General features: G+C 73.0%; 19 protein-coding genes. 9 read left to right on the top strand and 10 right to left on the bottom strand.

Annotated features, from left to right (window positions below; all coding sequences use genetic code 11):
• Window positions 1-49: 49 nt before the first annotated feature.
• Together ACIQKA_RS08680 and ACIQKA_RS08685 are read right to left on the bottom strand one after the other, a co-directional pair.
• Window positions 50-2,791, bottom strand: a complete 2,742-nt coding sequence (locus ACIQKA_RS08680; protein ID WP_402540483.1) for a phosphoribosyltransferase — start codon at window positions 2,789-2,791, stop codon at window positions 50-52.
• 18 nt (window positions 2,792-2,809) lie between these two features.
• Complete coding sequence (locus tag ACIQKA_RS08685) at window positions 2,810-3,973, bottom strand: HpcH/HpaI aldolase/citrate lyase family protein (protein ID WP_383156737.1); 1,164 nt, start codon at window positions 3,971-3,973, stop codon at window positions 2,810-2,812.
• Window positions 3,974-4,160: 187 nt separating this feature from the next.
• Here ACIQKA_RS08685 and ACIQKA_RS08690 point away from each other — a divergent pair, with 187 nt between their 5' ends.
• Window positions 4,161-5,033 carry a TerD family protein gene (locus ACIQKA_RS08690; RefSeq protein WP_383156735.1) on the top strand — a complete coding sequence of 291 codons (873 nt, stop codon included), beginning with the start codon at window positions 4,161-4,163 and terminating at the stop codon, window positions 5,031-5,033.
• A gap of 30 nt (window positions 5,034-5,063) precedes the next feature.
• On the opposite strand, the gene ACIQKA_RS08695 is transcribed toward ACIQKA_RS08690, so the two are convergent.
• The 6 genes from ACIQKA_RS08695 to ACIQKA_RS08720 all read right to left on the bottom strand — a co-directional run bounded on the left by ACIQKA_RS08695 (window position 5,064) and on the right by ACIQKA_RS08720 (window position 9,683).
• Complete coding sequence (locus tag ACIQKA_RS08695; protein WP_383156732.1) at window positions 5,064-5,801, bottom strand: Tellurium resistance; 738 nt, start codon at window positions 5,799-5,801, stop codon at window positions 5,064-5,066.
• Window positions 5,802-5,902: 101 nt separating this feature from the next.
• Window positions 5,903-7,042, bottom strand: a complete 1,140-nt coding sequence (locus tag ACIQKA_RS08700) for a DUF475 domain-containing protein (protein WP_383431812.1) — start codon at window positions 7,040-7,042, stop codon at window positions 5,903-5,905.
• Window positions 7,043-7,071: 29 nt separating this feature from the next.
• Window positions 7,072-7,647 (bottom strand): TerD family protein, encoded by a 576-nt coding sequence (locus ACIQKA_RS08705; RefSeq protein WP_125663907.1) that lies wholly within the window; start codon window positions 7,645-7,647, stop codon window positions 7,072-7,074.
• 84 nt (window positions 7,648-7,731) lie between these two features.
• Window positions 7,732-8,307 carry a TerD family protein gene (locus ACIQKA_RS08710; RefSeq protein ID WP_053647320.1) on the bottom strand — a complete coding sequence of 192 codons (576 nt, stop codon included), beginning with the start codon at window positions 8,305-8,307 and terminating at the stop codon, window positions 7,732-7,734.
• Window positions 8,308-8,479: 172 nt separating this feature from the next.
• Window positions 8,480-8,938 carry a peroxiredoxin gene (locus ACIQKA_RS08715; protein ID WP_383156726.1) on the bottom strand — a complete coding sequence of 153 codons (459 nt, stop codon included), beginning with the start codon at window positions 8,936-8,938 and terminating at the stop codon, window positions 8,480-8,482.
• Window positions 8,939-9,260: 322 nt separating this feature from the next.
• A complete protein-coding gene (locus ACIQKA_RS08720) occupies window positions 9,261-9,683 on the bottom strand; it encodes a DUF3052 domain-containing protein (protein ID WP_366375689.1) in 423 nt (140 codons plus the stop codon).
• A gap of 417 nt (window positions 9,684-10,100) precedes the next feature.
• Between ACIQKA_RS08720 and aceE the strand changes: the two genes are divergently transcribed.
• On the top strand, window positions 10,101-12,833 hold the full coding sequence (gene aceE, locus ACIQKA_RS08725; RefSeq protein ID WP_383156722.1) for a pyruvate dehydrogenase (acetyl-transferring), homodimeric type: 2,733 nt from the start codon (window positions 10,101-10,103) through the stop codon (window positions 12,831-12,833).
• A 134-nt stretch (window positions 12,834-12,967) separates the two neighbouring features.
• Here the strand turns inward: aceE and ACIQKA_RS08730 are convergent, their stop codons facing one another.
• Window positions 12,968-13,420: a peptidase inhibitor family I36 protein gene (locus tag ACIQKA_RS08730; RefSeq protein ID WP_402540486.1), complete on the bottom strand. Its 453-nt coding sequence runs from the start codon at window positions 13,418-13,420 to the stop codon at window positions 12,968-12,970.
• A gap of 201 nt (window positions 13,421-13,621) precedes the next feature.
• The gene (locus ACIQKA_RS08735) at window positions 13,622-15,244 is read right to left on the bottom strand and encodes an MFS transporter (protein WP_383431808.1); all 1,623 of its coding nucleotides are present in this window, start codon (window positions 15,242-15,244) and stop codon (window positions 13,622-13,624) included.
• A gap of 136 nt (window positions 15,245-15,380) precedes the next feature.
• Between ACIQKA_RS08735 and ACIQKA_RS08740 the strand changes: the two genes are divergently transcribed.
• The 7 genes from ACIQKA_RS08740 (at window position 15,381) to ACIQKA_RS08770 (ending at window position 23,290) form a co-directional block, all read left to right on the top strand.
• Entirely contained in the window at window positions 15,381-16,034 is a 654-nt protein-coding gene (locus ACIQKA_RS08740; RefSeq protein ID WP_383440763.1) for a TetR/AcrR family transcriptional regulator, read from the top strand.
• Between the two features lie 191 nt (window positions 16,035-16,225).
• Window positions 16,226-17,446 carry an alpha/beta hydrolase gene (locus tag ACIQKA_RS08745; RefSeq protein ID WP_402540488.1) on the top strand — a complete coding sequence of 407 codons (1,221 nt, stop codon included), beginning with the start codon at window positions 16,226-16,228 and terminating at the stop codon, window positions 17,444-17,446.
• Window positions 17,447-17,502: 56 nt separating this feature from the next.
• Entirely contained in the window at window positions 17,503-18,474 is a 972-nt protein-coding gene (locus ACIQKA_RS08750) for a DUF4429 domain-containing protein (protein WP_383440758.1), read from the top strand.
• A 224-nt stretch (window positions 18,475-18,698) separates the two neighbouring features.
• Window positions 18,699-20,072 (top strand): sensor histidine kinase, encoded by a 1,374-nt coding sequence (locus tag ACIQKA_RS08755; protein WP_383151149.1) that lies wholly within the window; start codon window positions 18,699-18,701, stop codon window positions 20,070-20,072.
• The gene (locus tag ACIQKA_RS08760; RefSeq protein ID WP_383151148.1) at window positions 20,069-20,749 is read left to right on the top strand and encodes a response regulator; all 681 of its coding nucleotides are present in this window, start codon (window positions 20,069-20,071) and stop codon (window positions 20,747-20,749) included. The genes ACIQKA_RS08755 and ACIQKA_RS08760 overlap by 4 nt, the downstream gene beginning before the upstream one ends.
• A gap of 349 nt (window positions 20,750-21,098) precedes the next feature.
• The gene (locus ACIQKA_RS08765; RefSeq protein WP_383151147.1) at window positions 21,099-22,079 is read left to right on the top strand and encodes an alpha/beta hydrolase; all 981 of its coding nucleotides are present in this window, start codon (window positions 21,099-21,101) and stop codon (window positions 22,077-22,079) included.
• Window positions 22,076-23,290, top strand: a complete 1,215-nt coding sequence (locus ACIQKA_RS08770) for an acyltransferase (protein WP_402540491.1) — start codon at window positions 22,076-22,078, stop codon at window positions 23,288-23,290. The genes ACIQKA_RS08765 and ACIQKA_RS08770 overlap by 4 nt, the downstream gene beginning before the upstream one ends.
• Window positions 23,291-23,295: the final 5 nt, after the last annotated feature.

Raw genomic sequence — 23,295 nt, forward strand, 5'->3', positions numbered from 1 at the left:
ACCGGGTTCGGATCCGGGGTCCGGGTCCGGGCCGTGCCCGTCGTCGTGCTCACTGGGACGCCACCGCCTTGCCGTCGGCGCCCGTCGCGCCCCTGGTGTACTTGGGGTGGATCAGGCCCACGCAGCTGTACGGCAGGTCGTCGACCTCCTCGACCGGGACGCCGCGCTGTTCGGCGAGCAGCCGCACGTGCGCGAGGTCCGCGCCGGCGCCCCGCTTGGCGAGGATCTTCCAGGGAACGCGGCGGAGCAGGACGCGGGTGGTCTCGCCGACGCCCGGCTTGACCAGGTTGACGTCGTGGATGCCGTACTCCTCGCTGATCCGCTCGACGGCCGCCCAGCCCTCCCAGGTGGGGGCGCGGTCGGCGTTCAGGAGCTCCTTGACGTCCGTTTCGACGGTCGCGGCGACCTCGTCGAAGCGGGCGGCGACGGCGTCCAGGAAGACCCCGGAGACGTCGGAGCCGGCCAGCTCGCGGTAGAACTTGGCGCCGTGGAAGTCGTCCGGCCCGACCAGGTCGGAGCGGAGCACGGTGCGCGAGACCAGGCCGGAGACCGTGGAGTTGAGGCAGGCGGAGGGGATGAGGAAGTCCTCGCGCGTGCCGTAGGTGCGGACGCAGGAACCGGGGTCCGCGAGGACCGCGATGTCCGGGTCGAACCCGTCGAACTCCTCGAACTCCCTTATCGCCTCGGCGAGTTCGCGGGTGATGGCGCCCTTGCCCGTCCAGCCGTCGACGAAGACGACGTCGGCGGGGTCGTGGTGGGCGGCGAGCCAGCGCAGCGCGTTGGCGTCGATGCCCCGGCCGCGCACGATCGAGACGGCGTAGTGCGGGAGGTCGAGGCCGTGGCGGGCCTGCGCCCAGCGGCGCATGAGGACGCCGACGGGGGTGCCGGCGCGGGCGAGCGAGACGAGGACGGGGGTGCCGGCGCGTTCGGCGAGGACGGTCTCGGTGACCGTGCCGACCGCGCGCGCGATCCGGGCGGCGGAGCCCGCCAGGGCGGCGTGGAAGAGCTCCTGGTAGCGCTCGCTGGGCTGGTACTCGACGGGCAGCGACTCCGCGTAGTGGGCGCCGCCGCTCTGGACGGCCTCCTCGCGCTCCTCCGTGGGGGCTTCGAGTGCGACGTCCGAGAGGTCCTGGAGCAGCCAGCCGACCTCTTCGGGTGCGTAGGAGGAGAAGGCGGGGCCGCGGAGGGGCTCGGGCAGCATGGAGCTCCTTTCGGGAGCTTCGGTGGCGTCGGGGACTTCGGTGGCGGTTCCGGCGGCGGTTCCGGCGGCTCCGCCGTTCTCGACGGCGCGCGCGGTCCCGGTGGTTCCGGGGGCGTGCGGGGCGGCCCCGGGCACGTACGAGGGGATCACCGCGAGAACCACGTGCGGCACGTGCTCCGCGAGCCGGGCCAGGAGGCCGTCCGGGGCGTGCAGCGCCGGGGTGTCGGCGGCGGAGTCGACGACGAGGACGACGGCGTCGAAGCCCCCGCCCGCCACGTTGTAGGCGTAGCGCTCGCCGGGGCCGTCGGCCGGGTCGTCGTGGGCGGGGAAGACCAGCCGGGTGCGGATCGCGTAGCCGGGGTCGTCGACGGCGAGGACGGGCGAGCGGGTGGTGGTGGAGTAGCGGACGTCGTGCCCGGCCTCCTCCAGGGCGGTGCCGAGGCGCAGCGGCGCGTACATCAGCTCCTCGAAGCCGAGGACGAGGACGCGGCGGGCGGCGGCGGCGGCGGTGGCCGTGCCGGTGCCGGTGGCCGCACCGGTGCCGGTGCCGGTGCCGGTGCCGGTGGCTATGTCGGTGCTGGTGCCGGTAGCCATGCCGGTGCCGCTGCCGCTGCCGCTGCCGGCGGTTATGCCGGTGCCGCTGCCGCTGCCACTGGCCGTGTCGGCGCCCGCACCGGTGCCGGAGGCCTCCGGGGCCCCGGGCGTCCCGGCGGCCCGTGGCGCCCCCAGGGCCGCCCCCACACGGTCGGCCAGGGACGGCAGGGCCGCCTCCAGGCGCTCCCGGTGCTCCGGCGTGAAGCCGTGCCGGCCGCCGTCGGGAAGGCCCCGGGGCCAGTCGAGCTCGGCCCGTACGGCGCCGGGGGCCGGGGCCGCGGGCCTCGGCTCCGGAGCCGTCTCGTGCTCCGCCACCAGCGCCCGGCCCTTCTCCAGGACCCCTTCGGGGAGGCGCACCGTGCCGGCCGCGCGGGCGATCAGGTCGACGCGGGCGCCGATCTCCTCCGCGAAGGCGTCCAGGCGGCCGACGTCGGCGGCCGAGCGCATGTCGACGAGGGCGACGACGACGTACCGCTCGCGCGGGTGGTTCGCGTGCAGGTCCCTGATCGTGTTGAGGACGGTGTTGCCGGTGGAGAACTCGTCGTCGACCAGGACCAGGGGTCCGTCGCCGGCGAGCAGCCCGGGGTCCTCGGGGAGCAGCAGGTGCGAGGTGGCGTGGGAGTGGGACTCCTCGAAGCCGCCCGCGCGGGCGACGCCGGGCACCGGCCGCCGGGTGGAGTGGAGGTACGGGGCGAGGGCGAGGCCGTCGGCGACGGCGTGGCCCAGGGCGGTGGCGGTCTCCGCGTAGCCGAGGACGACGGCGCGGGCGGCCTCCCCGTCGCCCAGGAGCGCCCGCACGCGCCGGCCGAGGTCGAGGCCGGCGCCGTACACCACCGAGGGGCGCTGGGGCACGTGCTTGCCGAGCACGCCGGAGACGAGCAGGTGCGCGCGCTTGGGGTTGCGGCGCAGTGCGAGGCCCAACAGGTCCGGCAGCTCCTCGTCGCCGATCAGTTCGACGCCCAGTCGCTCCGCGACCCACGTTCCGGTCCACACCACGTCGTCGACGTCCCTTCGTCAGCCGGCCAGTCCGGCGGTGAGCAGCTCCACGAAGCCGACGTCCTCCTTGGCGACGCCGAAGACCTCGGCGCGCAGCAGGATGCGTTCGGCCCACGCGCGGTGCGGCTTCACTTCGTTCATCTTGTTCGTGTACGCGGAGCGGAGCACCCCGCCGCCGCCCCGTTCGGGCCGCAGGATGTCCTGGGCGTCGCTCCACTCCTCGTGGCTGACCACGGAGAGCGCGTGCACCGGCACCACGTGGGTGGGGTGGATGCAGGTCTTGCCGAGCAGGCCGTTGGCGCGGTCGAGCTCGATCTCGCGCAGCAGGCCGTCGAGGTCGTGCTCGATGAGCGCGGTGCGCAGGTCCTCGGCGCGGCCCTCCAGGAAGGGGCTGCGGCGGAGCTGGGGCTTGAACATGCGCTCGCCGGGGCGGAAGTACTCCCAGACGGGTCCGGTGATGGTGAAGCCGGTGCCGTCGGCGCGGCCGAGGACGTTGACGACGTCGGAGATGACGTGGGCGACGACCTTGACGTCGTACGCGGTCATCTCGGGCGAGCGGCGGAGGCCGTAGGCGGAGCAGAAGTCGGTGACGCCGAGGCGCAGGGCGAGGACGTGGTCGCGGTACTCGCCGGTGATCGAGGCGATGCCGGCGAGGGTCTCGACCCGGGTCTCCAGGTGGAGGAGCTCGGGGGACTCCAGGACGGGCATGGCGTACAGGCGCCTGCCGCTCGTCCGCTCGGCCCCGACGAGCGCTTCGAGGAAGGCGCGGCCCCGCTTCTCGGTGAATTTGGGAAGTACGAATCCGGACAACAGATGAATCGTTTCGCCGAGGCGCTCGACCAGGTCGGTGATCTGGTCGGGCTCCCGGACCCGGATGAAGAGCAGGGGCACGTCCGTGCCGCCGGCGGCGAGGTCCGCGAACTCCCGGACGAGGTTCTCCTCGCCCGCCTCGACGTCGGCGTCGCCGATGGAGTCCTCCAGGCAGAGCACCATGGAGACCACGCCGCGGGCGGCCTGTTTGCGCACGGCGTCGGCGAGCCGCGGCCGGGTGGCCGGGCTGTAGAGCGTGGCGCCCAGGGCCGTGGCGAGGGTGCGCGCGGGCGACGCGGCCGTGAACTCGGCCGGTTCCCGGTGGAACAGCCCGGCCCGCTTCACGGACGGGATGTGCCCGAAATGACGCATGTGAGTACCCCGTCTGCCTCTCTGTGCCCGGACGACACGTGGCCGGTAATAGTACGTAGATACGGGTATCCCCGGTTCCCCCAGCGTATGAAATCCAGGTAACCCGTCCGTGTCCGTCGGTCTCGTCCCGGTCTCGGTACCGCCCCCGCGTTGTCCGCGGGTCGGCCGGGAGGGCAGGATTGCGGTCATGACGCACGCGATGCTGAAGGGCTCCAACGTCCCTCTCGACACCGCGGCCGTACGGGCCGTGCTCCGCTGGACCCCGGGCCCCGGGGTCCCCGACGTGGACGCCTCGGCCCTGCTGCTCGGGCCCTCCGGGCGCGTGCGGTCCGACGAGGACTTCGTCTTCTACAACCAGCCGCGCCACCCCTCGGGGCTCGTGCGGCGGCTGCCGAAGAAGCGGGACGCCTCGGGCCTGACGGACACCGTCGAGGCCGACCTCGGCAACCTCGACGCCTCGGTCGACCGGGTGGTGGTCGCGGCCTCCTCCGACGGCGGCACCTTCCGCTCCGTCTCCGACCTGCGGATCCTGCTGTACGACGCCACCGGGCCCGAGCGCGAGCCGCTGGCCCTGTTCGAGGTGACGGCGGAGACCGGCGAGGAGACGGCGGTCATCTGCGGCGAGCTGTACCGGCGCGGGGACGGCTGGAAGTTCCGCGCGGTGGGGCAGGGCTATCCGACGGGCCTCGTCGGCCTCGCCACCGACTTCGGCATCTCGGTCGACGAGGACGCCCAGGAAGGCGCCCAGGAGGGCCACGACGGCCTTCCCGGGGCCCCGGAGGCCTCCCGGGGCCCGGACGGCGCTCCCACCGGCTCCCCGGCCCACGGCACGCCCGCGGGGGCCGCCGACCTCGACGCGACCGTGGTCCACCCTCCCGTGCCGCCGCAGCCGGCGGTGCCGCCCCGGCCGGACCGGGCGCCCGCGTACGGGTATCCGCAGCGGCCGGCGGACGTCCCGGCCCCCGCGTACGGGTATCCGCAGCCCGTGGGCGCTCCCGGGCAGAACCCCTCCCCGGACTTCCGGATGCCGCCGATGGGTCCCCAGTTCGTCAGGTCCTGAGACGGCCCGGGCGGGCACGGCGCCCGCCCGTCACGTCTTGGTCTTGTAGCCGCGGCCCCACTGGAGGCCCCAGCCGTACAGCCGGTCCAGCTCCGCCTGGAAGCCGTACACGAAGCGCACCTCGCGCCGGACCGTCAGGTCGCCCTTGACGTTCTCCAGGGAGAAGACCGCGCAGGAGCGGGCCTGCGGGGCGCGCTCGTCGAGCTCGATCTCGATCCGGGGGCCGTTGCTCGGGTAGAGCGTGACCTTGGCGTGGGTGCGGTCGAAGGCCGGCGTCTGGTCGTAGATGTAGACGAAGAACAGCAGCCTTCTGATCGCGTCGCGCTGGTCCAGATTGACGAAGATCGTCTCCCCGGAGGAGCCGCCGAAGCGGTCGTCCCCGCTCAGCTTCACGTACGGGGCCGTGTTCAGGTCGCCGAAGAAGTTGCCCAGCGGCTGCACCACGCCCTTGGAGCCGTCGGCCAGCTCGTAGAGGCAGCCCAGGTCGAGGTCGACGTTGACCATGCCCTGGGTGTGGGCCTGGACGACCTCGGGCTTGAAGAACTGGGCAGGGTTGCGCAGCAGCCGGCCGCTCTGGCGGGAGCGGCCCTCGATGTCGGAGGTCCGCATCCGCCAGGAGAGGTTCACCCGGAGGTTGCCGGTGGCGGCCCCCTGCTTGGTGAGCGAGACGGACGGGCGCCGTTTCGTCAGGTCGATCGCGTTCGACACGGCGTTGCCCGAGTCGAACTGCGCCGCCCTCCCCGCGAACAGGTTGTCCCAGAAGGCCATGCCGTCCCCACCCCCACCGCTCGTCCACGTCCCCACATGCCCGCGGGGCGGCCGGGTGCTCCGGCCGCCCCGCAGTGAAGCGTTCCTCATTCTCGGGGGTGTCACACCCCCGGGGTCACCCCTGTCCTGTCTCCCGAGGAGCCCCCCTCGGCCGCCGCGAGCGCCTTGTTGCGGCGGACGGACGACCAGAAGGAGAGGGCGATCAGGACCACGCCGATGGAGCCGGTGATGAGCTCGCTGATCTCGTGCTGGATGGTGACGAGCAGGATGACGGCGAGGGCGCCGATCGCGTAGTGCGCGCCGTGCTCCAGGTACACGTAGTCGTCGAGGGTGCCCTCGCGGACCAGGTAGACCGTGAGCGAACGGACGTACATGGCGCCGATGCCGAGGCCGAGCGCCATCCAGAAGATGTGGTTCGTGATGGCGAAGGCGCCGATGACGCCGTCGAAGGAGAACGAGGCGTCGAGGACTTCCAGGTAAAGGAACAGGAAGAACGCGGCCTTGCCGGCGAGGCCGACCGCCGAGACGGGCTTGCCCTCGGCCTTGGCCTTCTCCTCCTCCTCGTGCTCGCGCTCCTCCTCTTCCTCCAGCTTGTTCTCGAAGAAGCCGGAGAGGCCGCCGACGATGAGGTAGGTGATCAGACCGGCGACACCGGAGAGCAGCACGGTCGCGGACTTGTCCACGTGGCCGACGCTGGTGTGCGCGTGGGTCGCGAAGGTCATCGCCGTGACGAGCAGGGCGATGAGCGCGACGCAGACCGACAGCATGTCGACCTTGCCGAGCTTGGCCAGCGGGCGCTCCAGCCAGGAGAGCCACTTGATGTCGCGGTCCTCGAAGATGAAGTCGAGGAAGATCATCAGCAGGAACATGCCGCCGAAGGCGGCGATCGCCGGGTGGGCGTCCGTGACCAGGGCCTCGTACCGCTCGGGCTCGTCCAGGGCGAGCTGGACGGCCTCGATCGGGCCGACCTTGGCGCTGATGGCGACGATCGCGACGGGGAAGACCAGCCGCATGCCGAAGACGGCGATCAGGATGCCGATCGTGAGGAAGATCTTCTGCCAGAAGGCATTCATCTTCTTCAGGATTCCGGCGTTGACGACCGCGTTGTCGAAGGACAGCGAGATCTCGAGGATCGACAGGATCAGAACGACCCCGAACGCCTCCCACCCCCACTGCCAAGCGGCGAAGGCCAGGCCGATCGCCGTGATGGCGAACGACCAGCCGAAGGTTTTCAGAACCACTGTCTACCCCATCGTGAAATTACATGGCTTTACGAAACGTTGACCCCGAAGTCTAGAGCGATGCCCCGCAGCCCGGACGCGTACCCCTGACCCACCGCCCTGAACTTCCATTCGCCGTTGTAGCGGTAGAGCTCGCCGAAGATCATCGCGGTCTCGGTGGAGGCGTCCTCGGAGAGGTCGTACCGGGCGAGCTCCTGACCGTCCGTCTGGTTGACGACCCGGATGAAGGCGTTGCTGACCTGGCCGAAGCTCTGGCCGCGGTTGTCGGCGTCGTGGATCGAGACCGGGAAGACGATCTTGTCGCAGTGGGCCGGCACCTTGGTGAGGTCCACGATGAGGGACTCGTCGTCGCCGTCGCCCTCGCCGGTGAGGTTGTCACCGGTGTGTTCGACGGAGCCCTCGGGGCTGCGGAGCTGGTTGTAGAAGACGAAGTACTCGTCCCCGAGCACCCGGCCGGCCTGGCAGAGCAGGGCGCTGGCGTCGAGGTCGAAGGGGGCTCCGGTGGTGGAGCGCGCGTCCCAGCCGAGCCCGACGAGGACCTGGGTGAGGTTGGGTGCGGCCTTGGAGAGGGAGACGTTGCCTCCCTTGGCGAGCGTGACGCCCATGATTCTGTTCCTCCCCGGTGGGTGATGAGGCACGTCCGGCGCCGCACTTCCGAGTGCGGCGCCGGACGGTTCGTGCGGTTCGGCTCAGACGTTGACGCCGAAGTCCTGCGCGATGCCGCGCAGGCCCGAGGCGTAGCCCTGGCCGACGGCGCGGAACTTCCACTCCGCGCCGTGGCGGTACAGCTCGCCGAAGACCATGGCGGTCTCGGTCGAGGCGTCCTCGGAGAGGTCGTACCGGGCGATCTCGGCGCCGCCGGCCTGGTTCACGACGCGGATGAACGCGTTGCGCACCTGGCCGAAGGACTGCTGGCGGTTCTCGGCGTCGTAGATCGAGACCGGGAAGACGATCTTGGCCACGTCGGCCGGCACGCCCGCCAGGTCGACCTTGACCTGCTCGTCGTCGCCCTCGCCCTCGCCGGTGAGGTTGTCACCGGTGTGCTCGACGGAGCCGTCGGCGCTCTTCAGGTTGTTGAAGAAGACGAAGTCCTGGTCGTTGCGGACCTTGCCCTCCTCGCTCACCAGGATGGCGCTGGCGTCGAGGTCGAAGTCCGTACCGGTGGTGGTGCGGACGTCCCAGCCCAGACCGACGGTCACGGCGGTGAGGCCAGGGGCCTCCTTGGTCAGCGAGACGTTGCCGCCCTTGCTGAGGCTGACTCCCACGAGTCCCTCCATAGGTTTCCAGGGGCAGCGCCCCCAGTCGTGCGTTGGCATCGGATCAACGTCTGGATCCTAGTGACGGGTTCCCGGTCGAAACAGTCGATTCGCCCGGTGAATGCGAGGGTGTCGGCCCCGGAGAGCTCCCGGAAGCCCCTCCGGAACCCCGTCGGGACCCCTAGAGGGCTTCCAGCGCCTTCACGTAGGCGGCGGCGTCGCGGGCGTCCGGCAGGGCGTTGACGACGCTCCAGCGGACGGTCCCCGCCTTGTCGAGGACGAAGGTGCCGCGCACCGCGCAGCCCTTCTCCTCGTCGAAGACGCCGTAGGCGCGGGAGACCTCGCCGTGCGGCCAGAAGTCGGAGAGCAGCGGGAACTCCAGGTCCTCCTGGTCGCCGAAGACCCTCAGGGTGGGGACGGAGTCGGCGGAGACGGCGAGGAGCTGGGTGTCGTCGTTGACGAACGCCGGGAGGTGGGCGCGGAGCTCGCGCAGCTCACCGGTGCAGACGCCGGTGAAGGCGAAGGGGTAGAAGAAGAGCAGGACGTTCTTCTCGCCGCGGAGGTCGGCGAGCCGCACGGTGCGCCCGTGGTTGTCCTTGAGCTCGAAATCCGGGGCCTCGGTGCCGACCTCGATCGCCATCGCGTGCGCGTCCCTCTCGACGGGGCCCGCGGACCGGGCCGACGGAACCCGGGCCCTGGGCCGAAACGGTGAACCCCACCCTACGCCGGTACGCGGAGGGCCCCGCCCCGGGACACCGGACCGCGTCCGCGCGCGGCGGACCGGAGCACCCGCGCCCGCACGCGAAGGCCTGCGGCCCGTGCGTGAGGGCTTGCGCCCGTGCCCGCACGCGAAGGGCCCGCGCCCCTGCGTGAAGGCCCGCGCCCCCGCGTGAAGGCTTGCGCCCGTACGCGAAGGCCCCCGCAGGACCGGGTCCTGCGGGGGCTCGTCGCGGCGTGGGTGATCAGCGCTTCGGAGAGGCCAGGCGGGTGCCCACCCAGTCCTTGGCGAGGCTGATGCTCTTGGTCTGGGAGAGACCAGCGGTCTGCGCGGCATCGTTGATGTCGCTCGGCTCGATGTAGCCGTCGCGGCCGGTCTTCGGCGTCAGCAGCCAGATCATGCCGCCGTCCTCCAGAAAACCGATGGCGTCCACCAGGGCGTCGGTGAGATCGCCGTCCTCGTCCCGGAACCACAGGACGACGCCGTCGGCGACGTCGTCGTAGTCCTCGTCCACGAGATCGGCCCCGATGATGGACTCGATGCCTTCACGGAGATCCTGGTCGACGTCGTCGTCGTAGCCGATCTCCTGGACCACCTGTCCGGGCTCGAACCCCAGCCTGGATGCCGGGTTGGTCCGCTCCTCCGCGTGGTCCGCGGTCGCGCTCACGGCTTGCCTCCTGCTCATTCGGAAAATGCTTGTGGGCCGCGCGTGTGCGCGCGGCGCTGGCCGTAGTCCACACGTGCCGGGGCGGATCGCGCAAGTACCCGGCCCCGGAGACCGCCGAAACGGTGACGTTTGGGGCCGTCTCGCCGCAACTTCCGGCACTGCGGGACCCCCTCCGTGATCGGGTGCGAGCGGTTCGCCCGGTTTCGAGGACTTCTGACTCTTCAGTCTGCCGAACGCCCGGACGAAACGCATGCGCGGGTTGGGCGTAAGGTTGCGATTTGACCGCACCCTGACACCCGGAGGACGCCCCGAAGGGTTACCCCTCGGTAAAGATGACGTCCGGTGTCGGCGGGGTACACGATGGAGATCCCGACCACACCGTGGCCCCGTGACCACCCCGAACAGCGAAGGAAGAGCGTGGCTCCCGGATCCGATCGCAACCCGATCATCATTGGCGGCCTTCCCAGCCAGGTCCCGGACTTCGATCCGGAAGAGACCCAGGAATGGCTCGACTCCCTCGACGCTGCCGTCGACGAGCGGGGCCGGGCCCGGGCCCGCTACCTCATGCTCCGCCTGATCGAGCGCGCCCGCGAGAAGCGCGTGGCCGTGCCCGAGATGCGCAGCTCGGACTACGTCAACACCATCGCCACCAAGGACGAGCCCTTCTTCCCCGGGAACGAGGAGGTCGAGCGCAAGGTCCTCAACGCCACGCGGTGGAACGCGGCCGTGATGGTCTCGCGCGCCCAGCGCCCGGGCATCGGCGTCGGCGGCCACATCGCGACCTTCGCCTCCTCGGCCTCCCTCTACGACGTCGGCTTCAACCACTTCTTCCGCGGCAAGGACGAGGGCGACGGCGGCGACCAGATCTTCTTCCAGGGCCACGCCTCCCCCGGCATCTACGCCCGCGCGTACCTGCTCGACCGGCTGAACGAGGCCCAGCTCGACGGATTCCGCCAGGAGAGGTCCAAGTTCCCGAACGGCCTCTCCTCCTACCCGCACCCGCGGCTGATGCCGGACTTCTGGGAGTTCCCGACCGTGTCGATGGGCCTCGGCCCGCTCGGCGCGATCTACCAGGCCCGGATGAACCGCTACATGGAGGCGCGCGGCATCGCCGACACCTCCAAGTCGCACGTGTGGGCGTTCCTCGGCGACGGCGAGATGGACGAGGTGGAGTCCCTCGGCCAGCTCTCCATCGCGGCCCGCGAGGGCCTGGACAACCTCACCTTCGTCGTCAACTGCAACCTCCAGCGGCTCGACGGCCCGGTGCGCGGCAACGGCAAGATCATCCAGGAGCTGGAGTCGATCTTCCGGGGCAACGGCTGGAACGTCATCAAGCTGATCTGGGACCGCTCCTGGGACCCGCTGCTCGCGCAGGACCGGGACGGCATCCTGGTCAACAAGCTGAACACCACCCCGGACGGCCAGTTCCAGACGTACGCCACCGAGACCGGCGGCTACATCCGGGACCACTTCTTCGGCGACGACCAGCGGCTGCGGGCCATGGTCGAGGGCATGAGCGACCAGCAGGTCCTGCACCTGGGCCGCGGCGGGCACGACCACCGGAAGATCTACGCGGCCTACGCGGCGGCCAAGGCCCACGCCGGCCAGCCGACCGTGATCCTGGCGCAGACCGTCAAGGGCTGGACGCTCGGCCCCAACTTCGAGGGCCGCAACGCGACCCACCAGATGAAGAAGCTGACGGTCGACGACCTCAAGCGCTTCCGCGACCGGCTGCACATCCCGGTCACGGACAAGCAGATCGAGGAGGGCCTGCCCCCGTACTACCACCCGGGCCGGGACTCCGAGGAGATCCAGTACATGCACGACCGCCGCAAGGCGCTCGGCGGGTACGTGCCGACCCGCGTCGTGCGGGCGAAGCCGCTGGAGCTCCCCGACGACAAGGCCTACGCGGCGGCCAAGAAGGGCTCGGGCCAGCAGTCGATCGCCACCACCATGGCGTTCGTCCGCATCCTGAAGGACCTCATGCGGGACAAGGAGATCGGCAAGCGCTTCGTGCTGATCGCCCCCGACGAGTACCGCACCTTCGGCATGGACGCGTTCTTCCCGAGCGCCAAGATCTACAACCCGCTGGGCCAGCAGTACGAGGCGGTGGACCGCGAACTCCTCCTCGCCTACAAGGAGTCGCCGACCGGCCAGATGCTGCACGACGGCATCTCCGAGGCCGGCTGCACGGCCTCGCTGATCGCCGCCGGCTCCGCGTACGCCACGCACGGCGAGCCGCTGATCCCGGTGTACGTCTTCTACTCGATGTTCGGCTTCCAGCGGACCGGCGACCAGTTCTGGCAGATGGCCGACCAGCTGGCGCGCGGCTTCGTCCTCGGCGCCACCGCCGGCCGCACGACGCTGACCGGCGAGGGCCTCCAGCACGCGGACGGACACTCCCACCTCCTCGCTTCCACCAATCCGGCCTGCATCGCCTACGACCCGGCGTTCGGCTTCGAGATCGCGCACATCGTCAAGGACGGTCTGCGCCGGATGTACGGCCCGGAGGCCGAGGACGTCTTCTACTACCTGACCGTCTACAACGAGCCGATCCAGCACCCGGCCGAGCCGGAGGACGTGGACGTGGAGGGCATCCTCCAGGGCATCCACCGCTTCAAGCCGGCCGGGGCGGGCACGATCCCCGCGCAGATCCTGGCCTCCGGCGTCGGCGTGCCGTGGGCGATCGAGGCCCAGCGGATCCTCGCCGAGGAGTGGAACGTGCGGGCCGACGTCTGGTCCGCCACCTCCTGGACCGAGCTGCGCCGCGAGGCCGTGGCCGTCGAGGAGCACAACCTGCTCCACCCGGACGAGGAGCAGCGCGTCCCGTACGTGACGCGCAAGCTCCAGGGCGCCGAGGGTCCGTTCGTGGCGGTCTCGGACTGGATGCGCTCGGTGCCGGACCAGATCTCCCGCTGGGTGCCGGGCACGTACACCTCGCTGGGCGCGGACGGCTTCGGCTTCGCGGACACGCGCGGCGCGGCCCGTCGCCACTTCCACATCGACGCCCAGTCGATCGTGCTCGCGGTGCTGACCGAGCTGGCCCGCGAGGGCAAGGTCGAGCGGTCGGCCCTGAAGCAGGCCGTGGACCGCTACCAGCTGCTCGACGTGGCGGCGGCGGACCCGGGCGCGGCAGGCGGCGACGCGTGATCCGTACCCCGTGAGGGGAGGCGAGGGGCGGTGGGACCGACGGTTCCGCCGCCCCTCGGCGTTTCCCGCGCCGCCCCGCGCCGCCCCCTGCCCGCCCGTCTCCTGCCCGCCGTCGCCCGCCTCCCGCTCCGCCCCTACCGCTCCCAGATCTTGAACGCCCTGACCTCGTGGGGCGACTGCGGCACCCAGGTGCCCTCCCCCGGGTAGGTCTCGAACTCGCCCGTCTCCTCGCACTCGGCGGACTGGTAGGTGGTGACCGGCCGTCCGGTGCGGTTGGCGAGGGACTGGGCCGAGGTGCCGGCCGGCAGGGCGACGCAGCTGTCGACGTCGGTCGTGGCCAGCTCGTGGGTCCGGGCCCTGCCCTTGAAGTCGGGCTTGGGCCAGAGGCAGAGCTTCCCGGGGCCGCAGGCCCCGAGCGCCACCCCCGGGGCGGCGGCCCCGGCAGCGGCCCCGCCGGTCGCCGTGGCGGTCGTCGTGGCGGGCGCCCCGCCGGTCGCCGTGGTGGCCGCCGAGGCCGGCAGGGCGGTGAGGAGGAGGACCGCCAGGGCGGCGGTCGTGAGGAATCGCTTCGTACGCAGGTCACGCATGGTTCTCAACCCCCGGTTTCGTCACTCTCTGTGACAAGAACTCTGCCGGAGGTCACCGCCTGTTGAGAAGGGGGCCAAAGCTTCTTCACCCGAACGGGCGACGGCCCCCGCCGGACCAGGTCCGGCGGGGGCCGTACGAAAGACACGCGAGAGACGTGCGAGAGGCACGCCGGAGACCCGCGCGGGAGGAGAACGCGCAGGTCAGATGTGGGCGCCGCCCATGCCCGCCTCCGCGTTCTCGCCGCGCTTGGTCAGCAGGGCGACGCCCGCCGCGACGACCGCGACGACACCGGCGACGGTGAAGGCAAGGCCCATGCCCTGGAGGAAGGTGTCGTGGATGACGCCGCCGATCACCTGGACGAGGTCGGGGGTCATGCCCGGCGCCTTGGCGAGCTCCGGCGGGACCATGCCGAACTCGGCGGCCTGCTCCAGCTGCGTGTTGGGCGGGGCCGGGATGCCGGCCGCCTTCCAGTTGTCCGCGAAGACGCCGGAGACCTTGGAGGACATGACCGCGCCGAGCACCGCCGTGCCGAGCGCGCCGCCGACCTGCATGGCGGCCTGCTGCAGACCGCCGGCCACGCCGGAGAGCTCCAGCGGGGCGTTGCCGACGATGACCTCGGTGGCGCCGACCATGACCGGGGCGAGGCCCAGGCCGAGGAGGGCGAACCAGAGGGACATGACGAGCGTGCTGGTGCCCTCGGAGAGCGTGATCATGCCGAACATCGCCACGGCCGTGCAGACCATGCCGCCGACGAGCGGCACGCGCGGGCCGAACTTGGTGATCAGCGCGCCGGCCAGCGGCGAGGAGACGATCATCATCGCGGTCAGCGGCAGCAGGCGCAGACCGCTGTCGACCGGGCTGAGCCCCTTCACGCCCTGGAGGTAGAAGGTCACGAAGAACAGGCCGCCCATGAAGGCGAAGGCCATCAGGACCATCAGCACCACACCGGCCGAGAGCGGCACGGAGCGGAACATGGCCAGCGGGATGAGCGGCTCCTCGACCTTGGTCTCCCAGAGGGCGAAGAGCGCGAAGAGGAGCACCGCGCCGAGCAGGCAGCCCCACGTCTTGGCGCCGCCCCAGCCCCAGGACTCGCCGGCCTTGATGAGGCCCCAGACCAGGGTGCCCATGGCGCCGGAGAGCAGCAGGATGCCGGGGATGTCGAAGGAGCGCGGCGCGTTCTCCGCGCGGTGGTCCTTCAGGATCACCAGGCCGAAGACGAGCGCGACGACGCCGACCGGCACGTTGATGAAGAAGACGGACTGCCAGCTGACGTGCTCGACGAGCAGGCCGCCGACGATCGGGCCGCCGGCCGTCGAGGCGCCGATGACCATGCCCCAGATGCCGATCGCCATGTTCAGCTTCTCGGCGGGGAAGGTGGCGCGCAGCAGGCCGAGGGCGGCCGGCATCAGCAGGGCGCCGAAGAGGCCCTGGAGGACACGGAAGGCGATCACGGCCGCGATCGAGTCGGAGAGGCCGATCGCGCCGGAGGCGGCGGCGAAGCCGGCGATGCCGATGAGGAAGGTCTGGCGGTGGCCGAAGCGGTCACCGAGCTTGCCGGCGGTGATCAGGGCGACGGCGAGCGCGAGCAGGTAGCCGTTGGTGATCCACTGGACCTGGGCGAGCGAGGCGTTGAGATCGGCCTTGATGGCGGGGTTGGCGATCGCGACGATCGTGCCGTCGAGCGCGACCATCATCACGCCCACGGCGACGGCGAACAGGGTCAGCCAGGGATGGCCGCGCAGTCCCTTCGCCGGACCCGGCACGGGTCCCGGGGTGCCCCCCTGGCCCTGCGGGGCCTTTTCCACGGTGGTCTGACTAGTCATACAGCGAGGCTAGTGACAGTCGCTGACAATTGACAAAGCGATTCACGCGTCGGTAACTGTCACGTAGCTCACAGGTACCCTGAGCCGGAAGAAACCCCCGCAAAGCGCCTGTGGCGCCGGAGAAGAGGAACCCGAGGTGACCCTGCCCGGTCTGCGCGAGCGGAAGAAACAGCGGACGCGTGACGCGCTGATCCGGGTGGCCCTCGAACTCTTCACCGCCCACGGCTACGAGCGGACCACGGTCGACGAGATCGTCGAGGCCGTCGAGGTCTCCCAGCGCACCTTCTTCCGCTACTTCTCCTCCAAGGAGGAGGTCGCCTTCGCCGTCCAGCAGATGGTGGAGGAGCGGTTCGTCCGCTCCCTGGAGCAGCGGCCCCCGGCCGAGGGCCCCCTCGACGCGATGCGCAACGCCGTCCTCTCCTCCTGGGACACCATCGGCGAGGCCATCGTCGCGGTCGTCCCGGTCGAGCTGTACCTGCGCACCTTCCGGCTGATCGAGTCGACGCCCGCGCTGCTCGCCGTCCACCTGCGCCGCTCCACCGAGATGGAGGAGACGATCGCCCGGATCATCGCCGAGCGCGAGGGCGTCGACGTGGACGCGGACCCGCGGCCCCGGATCGCGGTGGCCGCGTTCAGCGGGGTGATGCGGGTGACCGGGCAGATGTGGGGCCGGGGCGCGGACCAGAGCCTGGAGGCCATCCGCGCGCTCACCGAGCAGTACCTCGACCACCTCGGCCCGGCCCTGGCCCCGCACTGGCGGAACCGGCGGAACGCCCCCCAGGCGCCCTAGGGGAAGACGCCGGGGCCCGTACGGGAACGCTCCGGGGCCCGTACGGGAAGCCTCCGAAGCCTCTGGGGGAACGCTCCCCCGGCCCCGCGCCGGACGCTTCCCGGCCCCTCCCGGTTCCCCGTTTCGCGGAAGCGTGACCTCCGTCCCACCTGGTACGGAACCGTCCCCACCGCCCCGTAGGGTGGCGGCCCGTGACACCTGCCGACACCGCTCCCGCCCCCTTCGCCGCGCGCGCCCTGCTCGCGCTCGTCGTCGTGCTCGTGCTCCTCGCGACCACCGGGTGGACCACGGTCCGGCACCAGACCCCGCCGGGGCCCTCCCGCGAGGCCGCGCTCGCCGCCTGGGCGCGCGACCGGGCCGGCCACCGCCCGCTGCCCGACCCGGCGGCCCCGCCCCGGGCCGTCGCGGCGTTCTTCGCCGGGCTCGGCCCGGCGGGCGGCGCCCGGCTCGCCGCGCGGCACCCGTTCGTCGTCGGCAACCTCAACGGCGCCCCGGTCGCCCTCCGCTACCGCGCCAACCGGATCACGCTCGCCCGCGCGTACGGCGCCGAGCGCGGCAGGGCCGACGACCCCCGGCTCTCCCCCGAGGGCCGGCACGAGGCGCGGCGCCGGATCGACCGCTTCGCCTCGCTGCTGCGGCCGGGCCGCCAGATCCTGGCCTTCGACCCGACGGGGACGGGCCGGGCCGCCGAGGTCCTCGGAGACCTGGAGCGGGCCCGGCGCGTCTCGGTGGTCGTGCCCGGCGTCGACACCAACCTCCTCACCTTCCAGCGGACCCACGGTCGCTACGGGGCCCCCGTCGGCATGGCGCAGGCCCTCTACGACGCCGAGCGGCGGGCCGCGCCCGGGACCGGGGTCGCGGTGATCGCCTGGGCCGACTACACCGCGCCCGCCGGGATCGGCGTCGACGCGCTGACCGGCCGGCTCGCCGAGTCGGGCGCCGCACGGCTCGTCGGACTGGCCGAGGCCCTTCCCGGGGACGCCCGGGTGGCGCTCTTCTGCCACAGCTACGGCTCCGTGCTCTGCGGGGTCGCCGCGCGCCGGCTGCCCGCCCGGGTGACGGACGTGGCCGTCTCCGGAAGCCCCGGCATGCGGGTGGAGCGGGCCGCCGACCTCGCCACCACGGCCCGGATCTGGGCCATGCGGGACGCGGACGACTGGATCGCCGACGTGCCCCACCTGGAGGTGGGCGGGATCGGGCACGGGGCGGACCCGGTGGCGCCCGAGTTCGGCGCGCGGCTGCTCTCGGCGGGCGGGGCCGTCGGCCACAGCGGCTATTTCGCGCCGGGGACGGTGAGCCTCGGGAACTTCGCCGCGATAGGAGTCGGCGCCTACCCGCGGCTGGTCTGCGCACGTGCCGACAGCTCTTGCCACGACGGAATATCCGGTGCGGAAGGGTCCCGACGCGCGTAGATCCCGCAATTTCGGGACCTTTCACAGGGGCGACGCCGAAGCGGGCGCCGCTTACGATGAGGCGTATGGGTGATGTGCTGGCCGGAATTCATGCCGCCTGGGAGTTCGAGAGCGACGCCCTCGTCATCCGCTTCGAACGGGGGATCCGCACGCCGAAGCTGTACCAGGTGCTGCGCGAACGCCGCGTGCCGTACGAAGCGCTGGCGTCCGTGACGCTCACGCCGGGGAAACGGAACACCGTCGTGCTGCACGCCGTGCCGAGACCGGGCGCCGATCCGCTGATGGAGGCGGCCGCGGGGCAGCTCAAGGAGAGCTGCGATCCGTACCGGCTCGTGCTGCCGGCGGACCGCGAGACGCTCGCCGAGTACTACCGGGACGAGCTGCGGGCGCTCCTGCCGCCGGAGCCGGGGGCCGCGGGGGCCGCCGGGCACGGCGGGAGCGCCCCGTACGACGGACTCGACGCGCTCGACGGGCCCGACCGGGACGGCGTGCTCGACGTGCCCGGGGACCCGTACGGGGGCGTGGCGCCCGCCGAGCGGTTCCTCGTGGCGCCGCCGTCGGGACCGCTCTCCTTCAAGGCGTACGACGGGAAGGCGTCCTTCGACGGCAGTGCGGAGGTCGCGTTCCGCTGGTTCTGGACGGGGGCGTCCTCGGAGAAGTGGAAGGCCGGCGACCAGACCTTCTCGGTACGGGACCTCTGCGGGATCGAGTGGCGCTCGCCCGACGTCTTCGACGGGCACCTGCGGCTGCTGAGCCGGGACGGCGGGCCCCGGCCCAGCCAGCCCGACCACGACCCGGCGTCCGTCGTCTTCGGCCTCGGCTACGGGCTGGTCCACGAGTCCCTCCCCTTCGCGGCGGCGGTCCTCGCGGCGATCCGGGCCTCGGACCGCGCCCCCGTGCCGGTCGGGTCCCGGACCCCCGGGGCGGTGGCTGAAAGGATTCGGCACCTGGGCGAGCTGCACCGGGCGGGGCTCGTGACGGACGAGGAGTTCTCCACGAAGAAGGCGGAGCTGCTCGCGGAGCTCTGAGTTCTGAACCCTGCGCTCTGAGCCCTGAATCCTGAGCTCTGAACCCTGAATCCTGAGCCCTGAACCCTGAGCCCTGAACCCCGAGTCCTGAGCCCCGAACCGCGAGCCCCGAGCCCTGCGCTCCGGGGGCCCCGGGTCGTACCCCGGTATCAGGCGCACCCGGCCGCACCCCGGTCCCCGGTATGACGCCGGGGGCCGGGGCCGCTGCCTACGCTGGGCGGGCCATGACCAGCGCACCGCGGCCCGAGCCGCCCACCCCGCCCCGGCCCGAGCCGTCCCCCGCTCCCCCGCCCGGACCCTCCGGAGCCCGTGCCCGGCGGGCGGTCGCCGGGGTGCGGGAGGCCTTCCAGGGGTTCGGGGCCGCGCTCACCACCCCCACCACCCCCGGCGCGCCCCTGCTCGCCGACGCCGCCTCCCGCTGGGTGCGGCTGCTCCCGTACGCCGTCGCCGTCGCCCTCGTCGCCTCGCTGCTCCCCACCACCGTCCACCTGCTCGCCGGGGACTACGGCGTCCCCGGCGCCCTCGCCGGGGCGATCGGCACCGCGCAGACCGCGCCGCTGCTGCTCGCCGTCACCCGCCCCCTCCAGGCCTGGTGGGTCGTCTTCGCCGCCGACGTGCTGGGCGCGCTCGTGCTGCTCGCCGCCGACGGCCCGCGCGCCCACCTGTGGCCGTGGACGCCGCCGCTCGTCGTCGGCTACTGCGCGCTGACGGTCGCGCTCGGCCTGCGCGAGTCCCGCCGGGCGCTGTTCGGGGTCTGGCTGGCCACGGGCGCCGCCGGATACGTCCTGGAGGCGTTCCGGCCCGCCGGGCACACCAGCGTCCACACCCTGCTGCTGGTCCTGAGCGGGGTGCTGCTGCTGCTCACCTCGGCGGTGCGCGCGCGGGGCGACGCCCAACGGCGGCTCGTGGAGCAGGAGACCATCAGCGAGGCCGAGCGGTCCCGGCGCACGCTCCTGGAGGAACGGGCCAGGATCGCGCGCGAGCTGCACGACGTCGTGGCCCACCACATGTCCGTGATCACCGTGCAGGCGGACTCGGCGCCGTACCGCCTCCCCGGGCTCCCGGACGCGGCCCGCGAGGAGTTCGGCTCCATCGCGGCGAGCGCGCGCGAGTCACTGGCCGAGATGCGCCGGCTGCTCTCGGTCCTGCGCAGCGACGGCGGCGAGGGCGGCGGCGAACTGGCCCCGCAGCCCGGGCTCGACCGGCTCCAGCAGCTGGTGGAGGCGACCGTGCGGGCCGGGGTGCCGGCCGAGCTGCGGCTCGCCGCCGACCTCGGGGACGTCCCGCAGGCGGTGGACCTGTCCGCGTACCGGATCGTGCAGGAGGCCCTCGCGAACGTCGTCCGGCACGCGCCCGGCGCCGCGACCCGGGTCTCGGTCCGGGCGGACGGGGGGTGGCTGACGGTCCTCGTCGTCAACGGGCCTTCCCTGGAGGGCGGTTCGTCCGTCGAGCGGGACGCGTCCGGCACCGGGCACGGACTCGTCGGGATGCGGGAGCGCGTACGGTTGACCGGCGGCTCGCTGGACACCGGGCCGCTGCCCGACGGCGGCTTCCGGGTCGCGGCCCGGCTTCCCCTGCGCACGGAGGACCCCGAGTGACCATCCGCGTGATCATCGTCGACGACCAGGCCATGGTGCGGGCCGGGTTCGCCGCGCTGCTCGCCGCACAGCCCGACATCGACGTCGTCGGCGAGGCCCCGGACGGGCGGCGGGGCGTGGAGGTCGCGCGGTCGGCGCACCCCGACGTGGTCCTCATGGACGTGCGGATGCCGGAGCTGGACGGGCTCGCGGCGGCCCGCGAGATCCTGTCCCCGCCGGCCGGGGTCACGCACCGGCCGAAGGTGCTGATGCTGACCACCTTCGACGTGGACGACTACGTGTACGAGGCGCTGCGCGCGGGCGCGTCCGGCTTCCTCCTCAAGGACGCGCCGCCGGCCGACCTGATCGCGGCGGTGCGGGTGGTGGCGGCGGGCGAGGCGCTGCTCGCCCCGTCCGTGACCCGGCGCCTGATCGCCGACTTCGCCGCCTCCCGCCCGGCCCCGCGCCGGAACACCGCGGCGCTGCGCCTGAACGGCCTCACCCCGCGCGAGACGGAGGTCCTGGAGCTGATCGCCCGGGGCCTGTCCAACCAGGAGATCGCGAGCGGCCTGGTCCTCGCCGAGCAGACGGTGAAGACCCACATCGGCCGGGTCCTGGCCAAGCTGGACCTGCGCGACCGGGCCCAGGCGGTGGTCTTCGCGTACGAGTCGGGGCTCGTGACGCCGGGCACGGCCTGACGCGCTCCGGCACGCGGTACGACCTGGCACGGCCATGGCTGGGGGTACGGCCCGACGCGGCCCGGCTCGGGGGTGCGGACCGACGCGGCCACGACTCGGGGGTGCGGACCGACTCGGGGGTGCGGCCCGGCTCGGGGGGGGCGGACCGGCTCGGCCCGGCCCGCCCGTACGCCCCCGGGGGAAACCCCCACCTCCTCCCGGGGGTCCGCCGTTCCTCCACCCCCTACCCCGGTATCAGGCGGTGATTGGCCCCCCGGTGTGACGTGCCGTCACCCACCCCCTTCCTACCTTCCTCCCGTCGCCGGACGACCGGCGGGCGAACGAGGAACCGGAGAGGGAGGGCGGGCCCATGCGCCGCGTTTCGAGGACCCTGATCACCCTGGCCCTGGCGGCCGCCGCCGTCGCGGGGACGGCCGGATGGGCGTCCGGGGACGCCCAGGAGGCCGTGACCGGAGCGCCGGTCGGGATCGGGGCGTGGCGGGGTGCGGGGCTGCCGGACCCGGAGGGGATGGGGCCGGCCGGGACCGCGCGGTTCTTCGCGGGACTCGATCCCGTACGGAGGAAGGAGCTGGTGCGGGACCACCCGACCGTCGTCGGGAACCTCGACGGGGCCCCGCCGGAGCTGCGGTACGAGGCCAACGCCCTCGCCACGAAGGGGGCGTTCGGCGACGCCCGGGTGCTCGCCTTCGACCCGCGCGGCCGGGGGCAGGTGGCCCTGGTGTACGGGGACCTGGCGCGGGCCGCCCACGTGGCGGTGGTCGTGCCCGGCTCCGACGTCGACGCCGGGCGCGTCCGGCCGCTCGCGGACATGGCGTCCGCGCTGCACCGGGCGACCGGCGGCCGGACGGCGGTCGTCGCCTGGGCCGGGTACACCACGCCCGTCGGCCTCGGCCCGGACGCGGCCACCGGGCGGCTCGCCGAGGCCGGGGCCGGGCGGCTCGCCCGGTTCGCGGACGGACTGGCGGCCGTCGGGGCGGCCGAGCCCTCGGTGTTCTGCCACAGCTACGGCTCGGTGGTCTGCGGGCTCGCCGCGCACGAGCTGAAGGCGAAGGACCTGGTGGTGTTCGGTTCGCCCGGCATGCGCGCCGAGAACGTCGCGGACCTCGGCACCTCCGCGCGGGTGTGGGCGGCGAAGGATCCGACCGACTGGATCGACCGCGTCCCGAACGTCTCGTTCGCGGGCCTCGGGCACGGGACCGACCCCACCGATCCGTCCTTCGGCGCGCGCCGGATCCCGGCCGGGGACGCCACCGGCCACGACGGCTACTTCGCGGCCGGGACCTCCTCCCTGCGCGCGTTCGCCGCGATCGCCGAGGGGGACGTCCGATGAGCGCCCCCGCCCTCGTGAGGCGCGCGGCCCTGCGGATCGAGGCCGCCACCCCCGCCCACCGCGACCGGGCGGTCGACGGGCTGCGGGCCCTCGCCCTGCTCGCCGTGCCCACCGGCCACTGGCTGCTCGGCGGCTTCACGCCCTCCGCCGACGGCGCGCTCCACAACGCCAGCCCGCTCGCCGCCTTCCCCGGGCTCGCGCCGGTCAGCTGGATCCTCCAGATGCTGGGGATCTTCTTCCTGGTCGGCGGGTACGCGTCCGTCCTCTCGTACCGGCGCCGGAAGGGCTCCACGGGCGACTGGCTCAGGGCCCGGCTCGCCCGGCTCGGGCGGCCCGTGCTCGGGGTCACCGCCGTGTGGGCACTGCTCCTGCCCCTGCTCCACTTCGGGCTCGGGGTGCCCGTGGACACCCTGCGGACGGCGTCGACGCTGGTGGTCCAGCCGCTCTGGTTCGTCGGGGTCTACACGGTGGTCACCGCGCTCACCCCGTACTGCGTGCGGGCCGCCCGCCGCCTCGGGGTGTGGGCGGCGGCCCCGCTGCTCGGTTCGGTCGCCGTCGTCGACCTGCTGCGGTACGGGCCGCACGCCGACGCCGTGCCGTCCTGGCTGAGCCTCCTGAACATCCTGCCCGGCTGGCTCTTCGCCTATCAGCTCGGCGTCTCGTGGGGCGAGGGCCGGGTGACCCGGCGCCACGCGTGGGCCCTGCTGGCCGGCGGGGCCGCCCTCTTCGCCGTGCTGCTGCTCGCCTTCGGCTATCCGGCGTCGATGGTCGGCGTCCCCGGCGAGGCCCGCACCAACTCGCACCCGCCGTCGCTGCTCGTCCTCGCGCTGGCCGCCGCGCAGAGCGGCGCCGCGGTCCTGCTCCGCGACCGGCTCGGCACGCTCCTGCGGCGGCCCGCGCTCTGGGCGCCGGTCGTGGTCGTGAACCTCTCGGCGATGACGGTCCTGTGCTGGCACCAGACGGCGATGCTCGCCGCCGCGGTCCCCGCCGCGTACGCCGGGGAGGTCCCGGGCCTGGTCGGCGCGCCCGACTCGGCGGGCTGGCTCCTGGCCCGGTCGGCCTGGCTGCCGGTCTTCGCCGGGCTCCTCGTCCTGATCGGGCGGTACGCGCGGGGCTTCGAGTCCCCGTGGACGGGGGCCGGGCCCGCCCGCCGCGCCTTGGCGGGGCTGCTCGCGGCGGGCTTCGGGGTGTTCGCGCTGGGGCTCGGGTGAACCGT

The organism is Streptomyces sp. NPDC092045, from assembly GCF_044756005.1.
GTDB lineage: Bacteria > Actinomycetota > Actinomycetes > Streptomycetales > Streptomycetaceae > Streptomyces.